We start from the raw sequence: 16,150 nt of genomic DNA, 5'->3' as shown, positions 1-16,150 counted from the left end.
GCCGGTTGTTTCAAGGGCCGTTCGGCACACCCTGCTCGTTCGCCTCGATAAATGCAAGCAGTCGCCACGAACCGCCTGTCACGCCGCGCACGCGGCAGGTCACGACCGCACCGCCGCCGGGAGGCACGACCAACTCCATCCGTGTCCTCCCTGTCGGCCCAAGAGGCAGGCCGACGTCTCGGCTCAAGAGTTCCACGCTGGTGAACGCCTCGGAAGCCGACAACTCCGCGTCGAGGATCGCGCCGCCATCCTCCGTCAGTCGCGGCCGGAAGAGCAGGGTCAGATCCCGCGAGCCGGGACCGGACGTCTCCGACACGCCGATCCCCGCCTGTTCGCCCTCGCGCTGGATCACCCCCATCGTGGCGTCGCACTCTGCCAGACCCTGCGCGGCCAGCGCGTCCGCGATGCCGCGCAACAGCTTCAGCGTCGCGGCGTCCACCGCACCACTCTGGAGCCGCGATGCGGTTTCGACGAGCATTCTGGCGTCGCCGCGTTCGAGCGAAGTCTCAGGAATACGGTAGAGGCTCGCTCCCACCACCACGATGCGCCTCGGCGCGTCCTCCGCCACCTGCCCAGGATCGCCGCGGGATTCTGCCGTATTCACCAAGGGACGAACCGAACGGATGAGTTTCGTCCGCACGCCGACCAGCACAAGCGTCAAGGCCAGCACACCGACGATCGCGACGATGACTCTCGCCTTCCGCATGATCACGCCTCCCAATGACAACGCCCGACCGCGATGGCCGGGCGTTGCAAGAGTCTACCAATCATGAGGCGTTCAAGCCGTGGCGGCCTGGGCTTCCTGGCCGTCCTTGCGGAGTTTGGCGGCGAAGGCCGTACGGCGATCCGCCTGCCGGCGCCGAGTTCCCGGCTTGCCGCCGACTTCGGGGCCTTCCTCTGCGCCGACGAACTGCAGGACGCAGAGTGGTGTGCCGTCGCCGAGGCGGCGGTAGCCGAGCTTGACAATCCGCGTGTACCCGCCCTGCCGATCCTGGAAGCGAGGGGCGACATTGTCGAAGATGTGCTTCACGAGCCGCGGCGCCTTGCGGAGTTCGCCGTAGCGGTTCCGCTCGACAGCCGACGCCTCGGGGATGTCGAAGAACGCTTCTGAACGCTCGCGCTGCTGCTCGACACGCTCCCGCTCCGCATCCGACGCCTGCTTGGGAAGGTACGACCAGGCGAACGCACGTCGATCGTGCCCGAGCATGGCGATCACCTGGCGGCGAGCGTGCAGGTCGCCGCGCTTCGCCTTCGTCACGATGCGCTCAACGAACGGCTGCACAGCCTTGGCCTTCGGCACCGTCGTGACGATCTGCCCGTGCTCAAAGAGCGACGCGGCCATGTTGCGCAGCATCGCCGTCCGGTGCGCCGTCGTCCGACCCAGTTTGTAGCCAGCCTTGCGGTGGCGCATGACACGACTCCTCTACAGCCCCCGGACCGCCCCGGCGGGCCTCAACTGTAGGCCGATACCCCCGTCAGGCGGAGGAAGTCGGCAGCATGTACCCCTCCGGGAGCGACATCCCGAGGTCCAGACCGAGGTCCTGCAGTTTCCGCTTGACCTCTCGCAGCGACGTGCGCCCGAACGAGCGGAGTTTGAGCAGTTCCGCGTCGCTGTGCGTGACGAGTTGCGCCACTGTCTCGATCTTGGCCGATTCGAGGCAGTTGCTCGCCCGAACGCTCAACTCCAGGTCGCCGATCGGCATGTTCAGTTTGCGGATGAGTTCCTCGTCCACGCCGGCCGCGGCCGCCGCCTCGTCCGAGACACGCTCCTGGCCCAGCTCGAAATACTGCACGAACGGGTTGAGGTGCTTGCGGAGAATCTTCGCGGCCTCGACGAGCGCCAGCTCGGGCGCGACCGTGCCGTTCGTCCAGATCTCCATGATGAGCTTGTCGTAGTTCGTGCGCTGCCCGACGCGAGTCTCCTCGACCTTGTAGCGCACCCGCTGCACAGGCGAGTAGATCGCGTCCATGAAAATGCGGCCGATCTCCTGCTCCTCATTGCGGCTGTACTGCTCGCTCGCGGGGACGTAGCCGCGCCCCTTGCCGACCACGAACTCCATCTCGAAGTCAACCTCGTCGCTCAGCGTGCAGACCACGTGGTTCTTGTTGAGGACGGTAATCGCGGGGTCGGCCTCGATCATGTCCGCCGTCACCTCGCCCGGCCCACGGGCCGCGAGTTTCATCGTCTTCTCCTCATCGCCGTCCAGACGCACGACGAGACCCTTGACGTTCAGGATCAGATCCGTCACGTCGTCGAGCACTCCTGGGAGCGTGGTAAACTCGTGCTCCGCACCCTTGATCTTCACGCTCTTGACCGCCGCACCCTCGAGCGAACTGAGCAGGATGCGACGGAGGCTGTTGCCCACCGTCGTCCCGAACCCCCGCTCGAACGGCTCGATCGTGAAGCGACCGAACGTGTCGCTCCTGAACTTCGGGTCGTTCGTGACCCGGCTCGGCAACTCCAGCCCACGCCAGCGAATGCGCATGATGACCACCTCAAAACCGCGGCAGCCTCCCGAGAGGTCAGACGCCCTCCGGCTCTCGGATACCGAGGCCCTGCCGCGTGGCCTCGGCCCCTGCTGTCCGGGGGCGACGAGAACGAATCCGCATCAGACGCGGCGACGCTTCCGCGGCCGGCATCCGTTGTGCGGCACCGGCGTGTGGTCCTCGATCGCCGTCACTCGAAGCCCGGTGCTCACCAGCCCGTTGACTGCCGACTCGCGCCCCGGGCCTGTCCCCTTGATCCGCACTTCGACCTCGCTCATGCCGAGCTTGCGGGCCTTCTGACCGGCCTGCTCGCCCGCGCGGGTCGCGGCGAAGGGCGTGCTCTTGCGGGCGCCCTTGAACCCGATCGTGCCCGACGAATCCCAGCACAGCGTCTCGCCGTTCGGGTCCGTGATCGTCACGATCGTGTTGTTCTGCGTCGCGCGAACGTACACGATCCCGCGGACGACGTTCTTGCGAACTTTCTTGACCTTCTTCGCCATCTGTCCCTCGCTTCAACGGTTCCTTCTCCCCGTGCGGGGCAGGAACCTCGCGATGCCGAGCCGCGACGCGCGGCGATCACTTGGCCTTCACGCCCTTCTTGCCCGCGACCGTCTTCTTCCGGCCCTTGCGCGTGCGTGCGTTGCAACGCGTGCGCTGCCCGCGGACGGGCAGACCCTTGCGGTGACGCTCGCCCCGATAGCACCGGATGTCCTTCAGCCGCTGGATGTTCTGCGACACGTGCCGACGAAGCGCGCCCTCGACGAGGTAACTCGCGTCAATGATGGCGTTAATCTGCGCCACCTTCTGCTCGGGCAGTTCGCTCGCCTTCAGATTCGGATCGACCTGCGCCTCGGCCAGGATGTCCGACGCAAACTTCGGACCGATCCCGTGAACGTACTGCAGCGCGTACAGAATCTTCTTCTTCTCGGGAACGTCAACACCGGCGATACGTGGCACCGCGATGCTCCTTCAATCCAGCCGACGTCAGCCCTGGACCTGCTTGTGCTTCGGGTCCGCCTTGCAGATCACGCGAACTTTGCCCCGGCGACGAACCACCTGGCACTTCGCGCAGACACGTTTCACGCTCGCCTTGACCTTCACGGCTCAAACCCCAGGCCCAAGGGCCAACTCGCACACGATCCGCACCCGCACACCCGCCCACGCGGCGGGGCCGGGATGGTAGGCCCGCCCCCGAGACCCGGCCACTTCCCAATCTCCACGGCGGCTCCACGTGTCAGTGGCGGTAGGTGATCCGCGCCTTGGTCAGGTCATACGGACTCATCTCGACCGTCACCCGGTCGCCCGGCAGGATGCGGATGTAGTTCATCCGCATCTTTCCCGACACGTACGCCAGCACCTCGGTCTTCTGCTCATTCGGCAGGCGGACCTTGAACGTGGCGTTGGGCAACGCCTCGATCACCGTCGCCTCAAACGTGAACTTCTCGTCCTGCTTCGCCATACGCCTCCCGGCTGCCGCCGATCCGGGGGGCGACGCCACCCCTCCCAGAACCGGAGAGGCATTGTTGGCCGCCCGACTGCCCGCGTCATGCCCCGGTCAACACCATCACGCTTTCTTCCAGGATGGCCACCGTCCGTTCCTCCGTGCAGGCGAGGCCGCTGTCCGCCGTGATCGCCACCCCGTTCCGCTCGATGATCTCTCCGGAACGCCCGACCGTCACCGTCGGCTCCAGCGTGACGACCATCCCCGGCCCCAGGACGATGTCGCCTCGACCGCCTTCGACCACGCCCGGGCGCAACTCCGGCCCCTCGTGCAGCCGCCTGCCGATACCGTGCCCACAGAGCGACCCCGCAAGACCAACGCCCCGCTGCCCCGCTTCCGCACGCATCGCCGCCGCCACCACCGACCACGACACGCCGGGTGCCAGTGACGCCAGCCCCGCCCTGATGATGCCTTCTGCCGCCCGCTTTAGTCGCAACGACGCCTCCTGCGAGGGCGGCACGACCGCCACGCTCGCCGCATCGGCCCACCATCCTTCAATCGCGCCCGCCACGTCCACCGTGACAAGGTCGCCCGGTTCCAGCCGCCTCGGCCCCGGCGCGGCGAACGCGGCTTCTTCGTTCAAGCACACACAGACCACCACCTCCTCCAAAGCGGGCGAAGCGGCCCGGGCCGCGCCGGCGACGCCGGCCGTCGTCATCCCTGCGCGGCACGTTTCGATCGCCGAGGACACGGCAGCCCACACCGCCCGCCCCGCGACGCGCATCGCCGCGAGGTCGTCCGGAGTCTTGAGAACGATCACCATGTTATATCCGCGAACGTCAGCCTCTCGGGCCGCGGATGCGCATCTTCGGGCCGCCCTCCTGCCCGCTGAGGAACCCCGCGTAGTTCCGCATGAGCAGAGCGGCTTCGACACGCTGCAGGAAGTCGAGCGTCACGCTCACCACAATCAGCAGCCCCGTCCCGCCAAGGAACTGGGTCACCGAGAAGTCGATGTTCAGGCTCTTGTTCACCACCATTGGCAGCACGGCGATCACCGCCAGGAACGCGGCGCCAACGTAGGTGATCCGCTCCATCACCGTTTCGAGATACTCGGCGGTTCGCGGTCCGGGGCGCAGGCCGGGGATGAATGACCCGTGGTCGCGCAGCTGCTTGGACATTTCCTCGGGGTTGAACTGCACCGTGATCCAGAAATAGCTGAAGAAGTAGACCATCAGCACGTAGAGCAGCACGTAGGGGAACTCGCCCATCATGAAGGCGTCGCCGAGCCATCGCGTCGTGGCGATCCACCACGCGGGAGACGAGCCGGGCTGGGCCGTCCCCGCGAGGGCCTCGAAGATGACCGAAGGGAAGATCATCAGCGAACTGGCGAAGATGATCGGCATGACGCCCCCGTGGTTCACCTTCAGGGGCAGGTAACTGCGCTGCCCGCCGTAAACGCGCCGACCTCGCGTGTGCTTCGCCTGCTGAACGGGGATACGCCTCTGCGCCACGGTCAGGATGACCGATCCCCCCACGACCAGCACGAATCCGCCGAGGAGGAAGAGCAGGCTCATGTAGTTCATCTTCGTCGGGTCGGTCGGGTCGAAGTTCCCGAAGACCCACAGCACGGCCTGCGGCATCCCCGTCAGGATGCCCGCCATGATGATCATCGAGACGCCGTTGCCGATCCCAAAGCGGTCGATCTGCTCACCGAGCCACATGAGGAAGACGGTTCCCGCCGTCAGGGCCGTCACGGCGGTGATCCACCACATCGGGTTCTGAGCCGCGGACTGGTACACCATACCCTGCGAGGTGATATAGGTCAGCCACCCGATCGCCTGCACGATGCACAACCCGACGGTCGTGTAGCGGGTCCATTCCTGGATCTTGACGCGGCCGGTCGGGCCTTCGTCCTGGATCTTCTTCAGCGCAGGCCACGCGGACATGAGCAACTGGAAGATGATCGCCGCCGAGATGTACGGCATGATGCCGAGGCCGAAGATCGTCGATTGCGAGAACGAGCCGCCCGAGAAGATCGCAACGTACTGCGAGAGCCGACCGACCGCGCTGCCCGTCTCTGCGGCCTGCCGGAAGTATTCCGCGAGGCGTTCCTGGTTCACGCCGGGGAGCGGGATCCAGAACCCGATCCGATAGACGACGAGCATCCCGAGCGTGAACAGGATCTTGTTCCGCAGTTCGGCGATGCGAAAGACGTTGACGAGGGTGCTCAGCATCCTGCCGGCTCCTGGACCCGCGCGTACCGGCCGCTCCCCCCGGACTCACGCACTCGTGGGACGGTCACGATTCCTCCGTCGGCGCGGCCGCCTCCGCCTTCGCCGGCTTCTTCCTGGCTCCGCGGCGCAGCTTCTTGGTCAGGTTCTTCGGTGTCGGATCGCCGGAGTTGCGGTCGATGCCGCGGACGCGGTCGCGACGCGAGCCGGTCTCGTTCACCGTGCCGCCCGCGCCCTCGACCAGTTTCCGCGCCGACGCCGACACTCGCGCCGCCTCCACGGTGAACTTCTGGGTGAGTTTGTGCTCGCCGAGGTCGCCCAGAACCTTCACGCCGCGGCTGGTGTCGCGGATAAGGCCCGCCTTCACGAGTGTTTCAGCGTTCACCGCGCCGCCCCCGGCGAAGTCCGGGTGGGAGACGATCGAGCCGAGGTTCACGATCCAGAACCGCGTCTTGAAGTTGACGTTCGAGAAGCCGAACTTCGGCATGCGCCTGAAGTACGGCATCTGCCCGCCCTCGAACTGGTGGCGCGTCGAGGTACCGCTCCGGCTTCCCTCGCCCTTGTGCCCGCGACCGGACTGCTTGCCCTGGCCGGAGCCTTGGCCGCGACCGACGCGCTTGCGTGCCTTGTACTTGCCGGCCATCTTGGTTACGTCGTGGATCATCATCTCGGATCACTCCCGCTCGATCGTGCCGATGTCGTGGGCCGCCTGCCGTTCATTCCTTGGCGCTTTCGGCACCGCCCCCCGCTTCGCCGCCGCCCTGCTGGCCGCCGCGCCGTCCGCGACCGCCGCCGCCACCCCGTCCCCCGCGACGCTCCTGGCCGATGGTGTTCACGGGGGCGCGCATCCGCTCGCCGGCGACGTTCGAGGGCATGAACCGCTTGCCACGCTCGATCTTCTGCTCGATCTCCGTGGCGGGCAGCTCCACCCCACGCAGCTCGCGCACCGTCTCGCTCATCCGCAGCCGGGCAAGCCCATCGAACACGGCCTTCACCGTGTTGATCTTGTTTGTCGAGCCGTAGCACTTGGTCAGGCAGTCGCTCACCCCCGCCATTTCAAGCACCGCACGGACGGAGCCGCCCGCGACGACGCCGGTGCCCGGCGAAGCCGGGATCAACCGCACGCGCGATGCGGCGTACCGCCCCTCGACCTCGTGCGGGATCGTGCCGCCGACACGCGGGATGGTGGTCATCTGTCGGCGCGCGAACTTCTCCGCCTTCTCGATGGCAGTCGGGACTTCCTTGGCCTTGCCGTGCCCGTAGCCGACGCGCCCGCGCTTGTCCCCGCAGACGACCAGTGCGCCGAAACTGAACCGGCGTCCGCCCTTGACGGTGGACGCGGTGCGGAAGACACCCAGCGTCGTCGATTCCATCTGCCCGTGTTCTTCGAGACCCTGTGCCATGATGCTCTCTGTTCGTCCCCGGGCCTCAGCCCGTCAAACCGTCCATCCGTGCGGGGCACGCGCCCGCCGCGCTCCGCCACGATTCAATCCTTGCGAATCAGAACTCCAGCCCGCCCTTGCGTGCCGCGTCCGCCAGCGACTTGACCCGCCCGTGGTAGCGGAAGCCGCCTCGGTCGAACACGACCTTCGTGATGCCCTTGGCCCTGGCTCTCTCGGCCAGTTTCGTGCCGACAGCAGCTGCCGCCGCAACGTTGCCCGTCTTCTCGACCGAGGCGTCCTTGTCGCGCGTGGATGCGGAGACGATCGTCCGGCCCGCAAGATCGTCGATAACCTGCGCGTAAACGTGGTTCAGCGAGCGGTACACCGCCAGGCGAGGCCGATCGGCCGTGCCCGTGATGCGCTTGCGGATGCCGATCCGCCTTCTCGTGTGACGCTGCTCTTTCTTCTGTTGCCTGTCCATCTTCCAACTCCGCCCGGCTCGCCCGGGCCAGTGCGCCGGTTCAGGCGCCGAACTGCTTGCCCTGCTTGCGACGAATGGTCTCGTCCGAGTACTTGATCCCCTTGCCGTTGTACGGCTCGGGCTTGCGCTTCGCGCGCATCGCCGCTGCGAACTGCCCGACGGCCTGCTTGTCAGGGCCGGCGATCTTCACGATCTGCTTGTCCACCGTGACCGTCAGGCCTTGGGGGATCGGCATGACCACGGGGTTGGCAAAGCCGAGCTGCAGCCGTACCTCCCGCCCCGCGAGCGTCGCCTGCCAGCCCACGCCGACGATCTCCATCGTCTTCTCGTACCCCTTGGAGACGCCGTCCACCATGTTCTGAATGTGCGCCCGCGTCGAACCCCAGTCCGCACGCACCTGACGGTCCTCCGCGTGCATCGGGGCGATCTCGCAAACGACCCGGCCGGCACCCTCATCGATGCGCACCGATACCTCTGCCGGACGCTTGATCGAGAGTTTGCCCTTCGGCCCCTCGACCGACACCACGCCGTCGCTCACCGTGACCTTCACGCCCTTTGGCACGGCAACGGGTTGTTTTCCGATCCTCGACATCTCGGCTGTCCTCGTCATCCGCCGGGCGGCGGGGGATTTCAGTCCTTCCTCGAGCTCACTCGACCGTGCAGAGCAACTCGCCCCCGATACGCTCCTCGCGGCACTTGCGGTCGCTCAGCACACCGCGGCTCGTGGAGACCACCGCGATGCCTAGCCCCTGGATCGGGCGCGGGAGTGCCTCGACGCCGACATACACGCGCCGGCCGGGACGGCTCTCGCGCCGAATCTTGTGGATCACCGTTTCGCCGCGAGGGCCGTAGCGGAGCCGGAGCTTGATCAGACCCTGCCGGCCGTCCTCGACCACGTCGTAGCCCTCGACGTAGCCCTCGGCCTGCAGCACGTCCGCGATCCCGCGGTTCACCTTGCTGTTCAGGCAGGTTACCGTCCGGGCCTTGTTGCGCACGGCGTTCCGGATCCGTGTTAGCATGTCCGCGATTGGGTCGCTCATCGCCATCGTTCGTCACCGCCTCGAAGCCTGTGTGCCTCGGTGTGTTTCGTCCAGTCCAACGCTCACCAACTCGCCTTCCGCATCCCGGGAATTTTCCCCTCCAGCGCCAGTTTCCGCAGCATGATGCGGCTGATGCGGAACTTCCGGTACACGCCGCGCGAACGCCCGGTCAACTCACACCTGCGCACCGTCCGCGTCGAGAACTTCGGGGTCCGCCTCGTCTTCGCCATCTGCGCCTTCGTCGTCATGCGTCCTCCAGAACCAACTCAGTTCTTCTCGCCCACCTTCTGGAACGGCATCCCCAACTGCTCGAGCACGAAGAGGCTCTTCTCCGGGTCCGAGTTCGAGAAGGAAAAGTTGATGTTCATCCCGTGCGTGAACTGGGCCTCGGCCATGTTGATCTCGGGGAACACGCCCTGCTCGTTCAAGCCCATCGAGTAGTTGCCCTGGCGGTCGAAGGCCGTCCGCGACAGGCCGCGGAAGTCCTTGATGCGGGGCGTAGCAAGGTTGATGAGCCGGTCAAGGAAGTGCCACATCCGGTCGCGACGGAGCGTCACCATCGCAGCCGTCTCGTACCCCGCGCGAACCTTGAAGTTCGAGACCGATTTCTTCGCCTTCAGCACGACCGGCTTCTGCCCGCTGATCGCTCGGAGCGTGTCGAGCACCTGTTGCTTCACGGTCGGCGGGAGCTTTGTTCCGTCCAGGTGACGCCCCATGTTCACGTTGACCACGATCTTCTCGAGCTTCGGCATCGCCATGCGATTCTCGATCCCGAAACGCTCGGTCACCTTCGGCCGGACCTCGGCGTCGTAGCGCGCACGCAGGCGCGACGGCCGCGCCGCCTCCGCGCCCTCGACCACGCCGCTCTTGCCCTTCTTCTGCTTTGTCGCGTCTTTTGCCATGATTCAACCCGCCGTTCTGCCCGCTCCGGGCCTCACGCCCCCGCCTTCGTGCGCGGCCCGCGCACCTTGCCCAGCGTCTTGCCACCGCGCACCGCGACGCGAACCTTGCTCCCGTCCGGCTTCACCTCGAACCGCACGCGCGTCGGCCGCCCCTCCACGACCGGGCTGACGTTGCTGATGTGGATCGGCGCCTCCTTGGTGATGATCCCCCCCTGTGGGCTGGTCCGCGTGGGCTTGAGGTGCTTCACGCGGAGGTTCACGCCTTTCACAACTACCCGCTCCTTGTCGGGGATCACGCGCATGACCTCACCCTGCCGGCCCTTGTGCGAGCCGGAGGTCACGATCACCACGTCGCCTTTCTTCACGTGCCTGGGCATCGGATCACCTTCCCTCACACCACCTCGGAGGCCAGAGAAACGATCTTCATGTAGTTCCGCTCGCGCAGCTCTCTCGCCACAGGGCCGAAGATGCGCGTTCCCTTCGGGTTCCCATCGTCGTTGATCAGCACAACGGCACTGCGATCGAACCGCACGTACGAGCCGTCCGCACGACGCTTGGGCTTTGCCGTCCGCACGACGACGGCCTTCGACATGTCGCCCGGCTTCACCTCGGCCCCGGGCAGCGCCTTCTTCACGCTTACGAGCACCCGGTCGCCCACGCCCGCCGTCCGCCGGCGGAAACCGCCGCGTCGCGTCGAGCCGCCGTACACCTTGATGACGTACGCGATCTTCGCGCCCGAGTTGTCCGCGACCTCGCACCTGGATTCCTGCTGCAGCATGACGGCACCTCAACCCGTTCTCACGCGCCCTCGATCAGGCGCTCGCTCTTGCGCTCCACGACCCGGACCAGACGCCACCGCTTCGTCTTGCTCACAGGGCGGCACTGCGTCACCTCCACCACGTCTCCCCGGCGGCTCTCGTTCTCGGGATCGTGCACGTGCAGCACCGTCCGCCGCTGCACGTACTTTCCGTACTTCGGGTGCCGCGCGGTGAACCGCACGACCACCTTGCGCGTCTTGTCGCGCCCGTCGGTCTCGACCACGCCGATCTTCGTCGTCCTGGATTCCGTCTTCGCTTCGCTCATCGTCGATGGTCCTCAGCCGATCCGCCGGTCACGCTCTCGCCCCGACCGACGCCCTGCGCCGGCTCCGCTCCGTCTCCAGCCTCGCGATGTCACGCCGCACCTTCCGGAAGAGCGACGTGTCCTCGATCTTCTCGCTCGCGGCCTGCGTCCGCATCCTGAACAGCTTCTCGCGCAGCGTGCGCAGTTCGATCGTCAGTTCCTCGTCCTTCATCCGCCTGATCTCAGGGCCTGTCATCGCGCCGACCTCCTCACGCCGTGATCCGCCGGCCCACGAACCGGCACCGCACCGGCATCTTCATCGCCACTCGCGACAAGGCCTGCTTCGCCACGTCCTCCGGCACGCCCGCGATCTCGAAGAGCATCGTCCCCGCACGCACCCGCGCCGCCCAGTACTCCACGTCCGCCTTGCCGGTGCCCATGCGGGTCTCCAGCGGCTTCTTGCTGATGGGCTTGTCCGGGAACACGCGGATGAACAGCTTGCCCTCGCGCTTCAGCAGGTGTTGGGCGGCGATACGCCCAGCCTCGATCACGTTCGACGGCAGCCAGCACCCTTCGAGCGCCTGCAGGCCATAGTCCCCGAACGCGACGTAGTTCCCCTTCGTCGCGCGGCGATCGCGCACGCGCCGGAACTCCTTGCGGTACTTCACTCGCTTGGGAATCTTGTAGGGAGGCATCCGTCAATCTCCGCTGCTGCTCGTTCCGTGTCTCAGTGACGACCGCGCGCCCGCGGCCTCGCGCCCGCCGCACGCGACGCGCTCTCTTCTTCGGTCTGCTGCTCGTCGTACATCCCGCGGTAGATCCACACCTTCACACCGATCACGCCGTAGCCCGTCCGAGCCTCGGCGAACCCATAGTCCACATGCGCCTGCAGCGTGCTCAGCGGCAGCGAACCGAGACGCACGTCCAGCTGGCGACTCATCTCAGCGCCGCCCAATCGGCCCGAGATCAGGATCTTCACGCCCTTCGCGCCGGCCTGCATCACGCCCTCGGCCCGAGTCTTGACCACGCGACGGAACGCCGCCCGCTTGGCCAGCTGCTCCGCCACGCCCTCGGCCACCAGCTGCGCGTCCAGGTCCGGCTGCTTGATCTCGATAATCGAGATCGCCACCTTCCGGCCCGTCATGTACGCCAGTTCCTGCGTGATGCGCTCGACCTCGGCACCCTTCGGGCCGATCACCAGACCCGGGCGCGCCGTCCGGATGATGACCTTCAGTTCCTCGCGGGTGCGCTCGATGTGGATGTCCGACACCGCGGCGTTCGGCGGGGTCCGGTTCAGACGCTTGTCAAGATGCTGGCGAATCTTCTCGTCCTCGACCAGCAGTTCCCCGTAGAGCGCCTTCGGCGCATACCACCGCGAACGGTGCGCCTCCGTGATGCCGAGCCTCAGTCCGAACGGGTGCGTCTTCTGTCCCATCAGCCGCGCTCCTCCACGCCGATCGTGATGTGGCTCGTCTGCTTGATGATCTGGTGGGCACGACCGCGGTCCTTCGGACGGAACCGCTTGATCTGCGCCCCTTCGTCCACGCGGCTCTCGGCGACGATCAGGTTGCCGACGTCCGCTTCCGCCGCTTCCGCGTCCGCCACGGCCGCAGAGAGCGCCTTGCGAACGTTCGTCGCCGCACGCTTCGGGCTGAACGCGAGCACGTTCAGCGCGTCCTCGACCGTGCGCCCGCGGACCATGTCCGCCACCAGCCGGGCCTTGCGGGTGCTGCCGCGGCTGTACCGCACGCTGCTCGTGAACCGGGCCAGGTCGCGAACCTCGCACCCGAGCGACTCGGCCAGTCTCGCCACGTCGGCGGCCTTGCAGCGGGGGTGATCGCGCCCGGACATCCAGTTCCGCACGGCGGTCGCGGCCCGGTCGCCCTTGAGGCCCGTCCGCTCGACCGCGCGCGCCAACTCGTCGGCCGTCACGCCGCTCTGCTCAGCCAGCAGTCTCAGTTTGTCGCCTCGAATCCTCACGGCACGGTCCCTCTGCTGCTTCGTCCGCCTCAGGCGGACTCGCCCGCCTTGATGCCTTCCTTCTTGTTCGTGTGCCCGCGGAACGTGCGGGTCGCGCTGAACTCGCCCAGCTTGTGCCCCACCATGTCCTCGGTGACGAACACGTCGATGAACACCCGACCGTTGTGCACCTTGAACGTGTGCCCCACGAACTCCGGCACGATCGTGCAGCGACGCGACCACGTCTTCACCGGCTCGCGCTTGTTCTGCTGGTTCAGACGCTCCACCTTCCGGTAGAGCTTCTCCACGACGTACGGGCCTTTCTTCAGACTGCGTCCCATGTGCCTCGTCCTTCAGATCACTTCAACTGCCCGTAACGGCGGCTGTACCGACGACGGATGATCATCTTCTCGCTGTGCTGCTTCCGATTGCGAGTGCTCCCACCCTTGGCCGGCACGCCAGTCGGACCGCACGGCGCACGGTTGCTCTTCGAGCGGCCCTCGCCGCCGCCCAGCGGGTGGGCGTGGTGGCTCTTCGCGACGCCGCGTGTGATCGGGCGGCGGCCCAGCTTGCGCGTCAGCCCCGCCTTGCCAAGGCGACGGTTCTGGTGGTCCGCGTTGCCGACCGCGCCGATCGTGGCCCGGCAGTCCGCAGGCACGCGCCGGATTTCACCGCTCGGCAGCACGAGCGTGGCGAAGCCGCCCTCGCGGTTGCTCAGCCGCGCGCTCGTCCCGGCCGATCGGCACATCTGCCCACCCTTGCCCGGCGTGATCTCCACGCAGTGCACTTCCAGGCCGGTCGGAATGTACCGCAACGGCATCGCGTTGCCCGGCTCGGGCTCGACCGGACCGCTGCTGGAACACACGACCGTGCGCCCCACCTTCAGCCCGGCAGGCGCGGGAATGTACCGCTTCACGCCGTCCGCGTACTCGATCAACGCGATGTGGCAGGAGCGGTTGGGATCGTACTCGACACCGATGACCTTACCCTCGATGCCGTCGCGGTCCTTGCGCCGGAAGTCGATGAGGCGATACATCCGCTTCACGCCGCCGCCCCGTCCGCGTGAGGTGATGATCCCGTGGTGATTCCGCCCGCCCTTCTTGCGGAGCGGACGCACAAGCGACTTCTCGGGCCGCTTCTTTGTCACTTCCGCGTGCGTGTTCACGGAGGCGTTGCGGCGTCCGGCGCTCGTCGGTTTGTATGTGCGGATCGGCATCGTCAATCACCTCAGAACAACTCGATCGACTGGCCCTCCGCCAGACGAACGCTCGCCTTCTTCACCACCGGCTCCTTGACCCACCCGTACCGCAGGCGGCGCCGCCGGCCCTTCTGGTTCTGCGTCCACACCCGCTCGACCTTCACGCCGTACAGCGTCTCGACCGCCCGCTTCACGTCCGTCTTCGACGCGCGGCGGTCGATCACGAACGCGTAGTGCCCGCGCTCGTTCATCCCGAGCGTGGACTTCTCGGTCAGCAGCGGCCGCTTGATCACGTCCGCAGGGTTCATCACTTCGCCTCCCCGCCCGCCTTTGCGCGGCCCATTGGCTCGACCTTCGCCGACTTGCCCGTCTGGCTGCTCGGCCCGTTCAGCCACGACTCCAACTCCCGCCGACCGATCACCAGGTAGCGGTGGTTCAGCATGTTGAAGCACGTCAGCTGGTCGGAACGGCAGAGCGTCACGCCGTCGATGTTCCGCGCCGAGAGCGCGGCGTTCCGCTGCCGCTCGCGGTCGCCCGAGAGCGCGACCAGCGCGCTGCGATCAACCTTCAATGCGCCGAGCAGATCGACAAACGACCTGGTCTTCGGCTCGGCGAAGGCCAGGTCGTCCACCACGCGCACCTCGTTGTCCACCAGTTTCGCCAGCAGCGCGTTGCGGTTCGCCTTGCGCCGCATCTTCGTCGGCATCGAGAGGTGGTAGTCCTCACGAGTCCGACGCTTGGCGAAGGCGTGCCCGCCGCCGCGGAACTGCGGCACCTTCCGGTCGCCGTGGCGCGCCCGGCCCGTGCCCTTCTGCTTGTAGATCTTCTTCGTCGAGCCTTCGACCTCGTGGCGGTTCTTCGTCCGCGACGAACCCTGCCGAAGATTGGCATGGTACATCACGTACGCCTGCTTGATCAGCGCGGCATTCACCGTCCCGCCCAGGGACTGCTCGTCGATGTTGAGCGTCGCGACCTCGTCGCCCTTCGTGTTGTAGACGGGGACATCCATGCGTCTTACCTCGCCCTGCGCCTTGCCCCGGGCTTCGCCCGGCTCGCCTATCCGCCCTCCCCTGTTGCCCTCGCGGGCCATCGGGCTTCCCCGATGGGGGCCGGGTCGGCTTCGACTCGGCTGCCTTCCCGCGACCCGCCACGCGACGGGTCGCATGCGTCTCCTGTTGCCGCCCGGCGGTTTCGTCGGCATTCGCCTCCGACCCTCCGGGCCTCCCGGGCGAGTCGCTCTCACCCGCGGAGGTCGCCTGTTTCAAGCCGCTACTTCTTTGCGGCAGCCTTCTTCGCCTTGCTCTTGTTCAGCCGGATCGCCGGCCGAACCTCCACCACCGAACCATAGGGGCCAGGGACCGGTCCCTTCACGAGCAGCAGACCTTTTTCCGCGTCGATCCGCACCACGTCGAGGCTTCGCGCCGTGACACGGTCCGCGCCGAGGTGCCCGGACATGCGCTTGCCCTTCTTCAGCTTGCCGCTGAAGCCGCGATTCGTCGCCAGGCCGCCGATCGAGCCGGGAGATCGGTGTTTGCGCTCCGTTCCGTGCGTGGCGGTCATGCCCTTGAAGTTGTGCCGCTTCATGGTGCCGGCGAAGCCCTTGCCCTTGCTTACACCGATCACGTCCACGTAGGGCACGCCCTCGAACCGGTCGACACCGAGCGCCTGGCCCGCCTCGAACGCCGACGCCTCGTCCGCGCCGAGCCGAGACTCGACATGCACACGCTTGGGCGTGGTTCCGGCCTTCGCGTCGTGCGCGATCATCGCCATCGTCGAGCGGCGGGGCTTGATCTCGCCGTATCCGACCTGCACGGCGGAGTACCCGTCGCGGTCGTCCGTGCGCACCTGCGTCACCACGCACGGCCCGACCTCGATGACGGTCACGGGCACGCTGACGTTCGCGTCGTTGAAGACGCGCGTCATGCCGATCTTCTTGCCCAGCAGTGTCAGGCCCATCGTCCGTCGTC

28 protein-coding genes are annotated in these 16,150 nt (G+C 66.9%); all 28 read right to left on the bottom strand.

The window, feature by feature from the left end; translation table 11 throughout:
* Nucleotides 1-10 precede the first annotated feature (10 nt).
* A complete protein-coding gene (locus tag FBT69_01470) occupies nucleotides 11-706 on the bottom strand; it encodes a hypothetical protein (protein MDL1903468.1) in 696 nt (231 codons plus the stop codon).
* 72 nt (nucleotides 707-778) lie between these two features.
* Nucleotides 779-1,411, bottom strand: a complete 633-nt coding sequence (locus FBT69_01465) for a 50S ribosomal protein L17 (protein ID MDL1903467.1) — start codon at nucleotides 1,409-1,411, stop codon at nucleotides 779-781.
* A gap of 64 nt (nucleotides 1,412-1,475) precedes the next feature.
* The gene (locus FBT69_01460; protein ID MDL1903466.1) at nucleotides 1,476-2,486 is read right to left on the bottom strand and encodes a DNA-directed RNA polymerase subunit alpha; all 1,011 of its coding nucleotides are present in this window, start codon (nucleotides 2,484-2,486) and stop codon (nucleotides 1,476-1,478) included.
* A 123-nt stretch (nucleotides 2,487-2,609) separates the two neighbouring features.
* Nucleotides 2,610-2,987: a 30S ribosomal protein S11 gene (rpsK, locus tag FBT69_01455; GenBank protein MDL1903465.1), complete on the bottom strand. Its 378-nt coding sequence runs from the start codon at nucleotides 2,985-2,987 to the stop codon at nucleotides 2,610-2,612.
* A 76-nt stretch (nucleotides 2,988-3,063) separates the two neighbouring features.
* Nucleotides 3,064-3,444 carry a 30S ribosomal protein S13 gene (gene rpsM / locus FBT69_01450; protein MDL1903464.1) on the bottom strand — a complete coding sequence of 127 codons (381 nt, stop codon included), beginning with the start codon at nucleotides 3,442-3,444 and terminating at the stop codon, nucleotides 3,064-3,066.
* 27 nt (nucleotides 3,445-3,471) lie between these two features.
* Nucleotides 3,472-3,588 carry a 50S ribosomal protein L36 gene (rpmJ, locus tag FBT69_01445; GenBank protein ID MDL1903463.1) on the bottom strand — a complete coding sequence of 39 codons (117 nt, stop codon included), beginning with the start codon at nucleotides 3,586-3,588 and terminating at the stop codon, nucleotides 3,472-3,474.
* Nucleotides 3,589-3,721: 133 nt separating this feature from the next.
* Nucleotides 3,722-3,946 carry a translation initiation factor IF-1 gene (gene infA / locus FBT69_01440; GenBank protein ID MDL1903462.1) on the bottom strand — a complete coding sequence of 75 codons (225 nt, stop codon included), beginning with the start codon at nucleotides 3,944-3,946 and terminating at the stop codon, nucleotides 3,722-3,724.
* A gap of 85 nt (nucleotides 3,947-4,031) precedes the next feature.
* Nucleotides 4,032-4,751 (bottom strand): methionyl aminopeptidase, encoded by a 720-nt coding sequence (locus FBT69_01435; protein ID MDL1903461.1) that lies wholly within the window; start codon nucleotides 4,749-4,751, stop codon nucleotides 4,032-4,034.
* 16 nt (nucleotides 4,752-4,767) lie between these two features.
* Nucleotides 4,768-6,162: a preprotein translocase subunit SecY gene (secY, locus tag FBT69_01430; protein ID MDL1903460.1), complete on the bottom strand. Its 1,395-nt coding sequence runs from the start codon at nucleotides 6,160-6,162 to the stop codon at nucleotides 4,768-4,770.
* 64 nt (nucleotides 6,163-6,226) lie between these two features.
* Nucleotides 6,227-6,826 (bottom strand): 50S ribosomal protein L15, encoded by a 600-nt coding sequence (locus FBT69_01425; protein MDL1903459.1) that lies wholly within the window; start codon nucleotides 6,824-6,826, stop codon nucleotides 6,227-6,229.
* Between the two features lie 49 nt (nucleotides 6,827-6,875).
* Complete coding sequence (locus tag FBT69_01420; protein MDL1903458.1) at nucleotides 6,876-7,562, bottom strand: 30S ribosomal protein S5; 687 nt, start codon at nucleotides 7,560-7,562, stop codon at nucleotides 6,876-6,878.
* 97 nt (nucleotides 7,563-7,659) lie between these two features.
* On the bottom strand, nucleotides 7,660-8,022 hold the full coding sequence (locus tag FBT69_01415) for a 50S ribosomal protein L18 (protein MDL1903457.1): 363 nt from the start codon (nucleotides 8,020-8,022) through the stop codon (nucleotides 7,660-7,662).
* 40 nt (nucleotides 8,023-8,062) lie between these two features.
* Nucleotides 8,063-8,614, bottom strand: coding sequence for a 50S ribosomal protein L6 (locus FBT69_01410; protein ID MDL1903456.1), 552 nt, complete (start codon nucleotides 8,612-8,614; stop codon nucleotides 8,063-8,065).
* Nucleotides 8,615-8,669: 55 nt separating this feature from the next.
* Complete coding sequence (gene rpsH / locus FBT69_01405; protein MDL1903455.1) at nucleotides 8,670-9,062, bottom strand: 30S ribosomal protein S8; 393 nt, start codon at nucleotides 9,060-9,062, stop codon at nucleotides 8,670-8,672.
* A 62-nt stretch (nucleotides 9,063-9,124) separates the two neighbouring features.
* Nucleotides 9,125-9,310 (bottom strand): type Z 30S ribosomal protein S14, encoded by a 186-nt coding sequence (locus FBT69_01400; GenBank protein MDL1903454.1) that lies wholly within the window; start codon nucleotides 9,308-9,310, stop codon nucleotides 9,125-9,127.
* Nucleotides 9,311-9,328: 18 nt separating this feature from the next.
* Nucleotides 9,329-9,964, bottom strand: a complete 636-nt coding sequence (gene rplE / locus FBT69_01395; GenBank protein MDL1903453.1) for a 50S ribosomal protein L5 — start codon at nucleotides 9,962-9,964, stop codon at nucleotides 9,329-9,331.
* A 32-nt stretch (nucleotides 9,965-9,996) separates the two neighbouring features.
* Complete coding sequence (locus FBT69_01390; GenBank protein MDL1903452.1) at nucleotides 9,997-10,341, bottom strand: 50S ribosomal protein L24; 345 nt, start codon at nucleotides 10,339-10,341, stop codon at nucleotides 9,997-9,999.
* 14 nt (nucleotides 10,342-10,355) lie between these two features.
* A complete protein-coding gene (rplN, locus tag FBT69_01385; GenBank protein ID MDL1903451.1) occupies nucleotides 10,356-10,742 on the bottom strand; it encodes a 50S ribosomal protein L14 in 387 nt (128 codons plus the stop codon).
* Between the two features lie 20 nt (nucleotides 10,743-10,762).
* Nucleotides 10,763-11,047 carry a 30S ribosomal protein S17 gene (rpsQ, locus tag FBT69_01380; protein MDL1903450.1) on the bottom strand — a complete coding sequence of 95 codons (285 nt, stop codon included), beginning with the start codon at nucleotides 11,045-11,047 and terminating at the stop codon, nucleotides 10,763-10,765.
* A gap of 28 nt (nucleotides 11,048-11,075) precedes the next feature.
* Nucleotides 11,076-11,282 (bottom strand): 50S ribosomal protein L29, encoded by a 207-nt coding sequence (gene rpmC / locus FBT69_01375; GenBank protein ID MDL1903449.1) that lies wholly within the window; start codon nucleotides 11,280-11,282, stop codon nucleotides 11,076-11,078.
* A gap of 13 nt (nucleotides 11,283-11,295) precedes the next feature.
* Nucleotides 11,296-11,721 carry a 50S ribosomal protein L16 gene (gene rplP, locus FBT69_01370; GenBank protein MDL1903448.1) on the bottom strand — a complete coding sequence of 142 codons (426 nt, stop codon included), beginning with the start codon at nucleotides 11,719-11,721 and terminating at the stop codon, nucleotides 11,296-11,298.
* Nucleotides 11,722-11,753: 32 nt separating this feature from the next.
* Nucleotides 11,754-12,461 (bottom strand): 30S ribosomal protein S3, encoded by a 708-nt coding sequence (gene rpsC / locus FBT69_01365; protein ID MDL1903447.1) that lies wholly within the window; start codon nucleotides 12,459-12,461, stop codon nucleotides 11,754-11,756.
* On the bottom strand, nucleotides 12,461-12,877 hold the full coding sequence (locus tag FBT69_01360; GenBank protein ID MDL1903446.1) for a 50S ribosomal protein L22: 417 nt from the start codon (nucleotides 12,875-12,877) through the stop codon (nucleotides 12,461-12,463). Before FBT69_01360 ends, rpsC begins: the two co-directional genes overlap by 1 nt.
* A gap of 158 nt (nucleotides 12,878-13,035) precedes the next feature.
* A complete protein-coding gene (rpsS, locus tag FBT69_01355) occupies nucleotides 13,036-13,326 on the bottom strand; it encodes a 30S ribosomal protein S19 (protein ID MDL1903445.1) in 291 nt (96 codons plus the stop codon).
* 17 nt (nucleotides 13,327-13,343) lie between these two features.
* Nucleotides 13,344-14,201 carry a 50S ribosomal protein L2 gene (rplB, locus tag FBT69_01350; GenBank protein MDL1903444.1) on the bottom strand — a complete coding sequence of 286 codons (858 nt, stop codon included), beginning with the start codon at nucleotides 14,199-14,201 and terminating at the stop codon, nucleotides 13,344-13,346.
* A gap of 11 nt (nucleotides 14,202-14,212) precedes the next feature.
* Nucleotides 14,213-14,491, bottom strand: a complete 279-nt coding sequence (locus tag FBT69_01345) for a 50S ribosomal protein L23 (GenBank protein ID MDL1903443.1) — start codon at nucleotides 14,489-14,491, stop codon at nucleotides 14,213-14,215.
* The gene (gene rplD / locus FBT69_01340; protein ID MDL1903442.1) at nucleotides 14,491-15,384 is read right to left on the bottom strand and encodes a 50S ribosomal protein L4; all 894 of its coding nucleotides are present in this window, start codon (nucleotides 15,382-15,384) and stop codon (nucleotides 14,491-14,493) included. Before rplD ends, FBT69_01345 begins: the two co-directional genes overlap by 1 nt.
* 68 nt (nucleotides 15,385-15,452) lie before the next feature.
* The gene (rplC, locus tag FBT69_01335) at nucleotides 15,453-16,139 is read right to left on the bottom strand and encodes a 50S ribosomal protein L3 (protein ID MDL1903441.1); all 687 of its coding nucleotides are present in this window, start codon (nucleotides 16,137-16,139) and stop codon (nucleotides 15,453-15,455) included.
* Nucleotides 16,140-16,150 lie beyond the last annotated feature (11 nt).

The sequence above is a fragment of the Synechococcales cyanobacterium CNB genome, assembly GCA_030263455.1.
Lineage (GTDB): Bacteria > Planctomycetota > Phycisphaerae > Phycisphaerales > UBA1924 > CAADGN01.
Note: the sequence above shows the minus strand (reverse complement) of the source record. Positions and strands in the feature narration are given on the sequence as shown.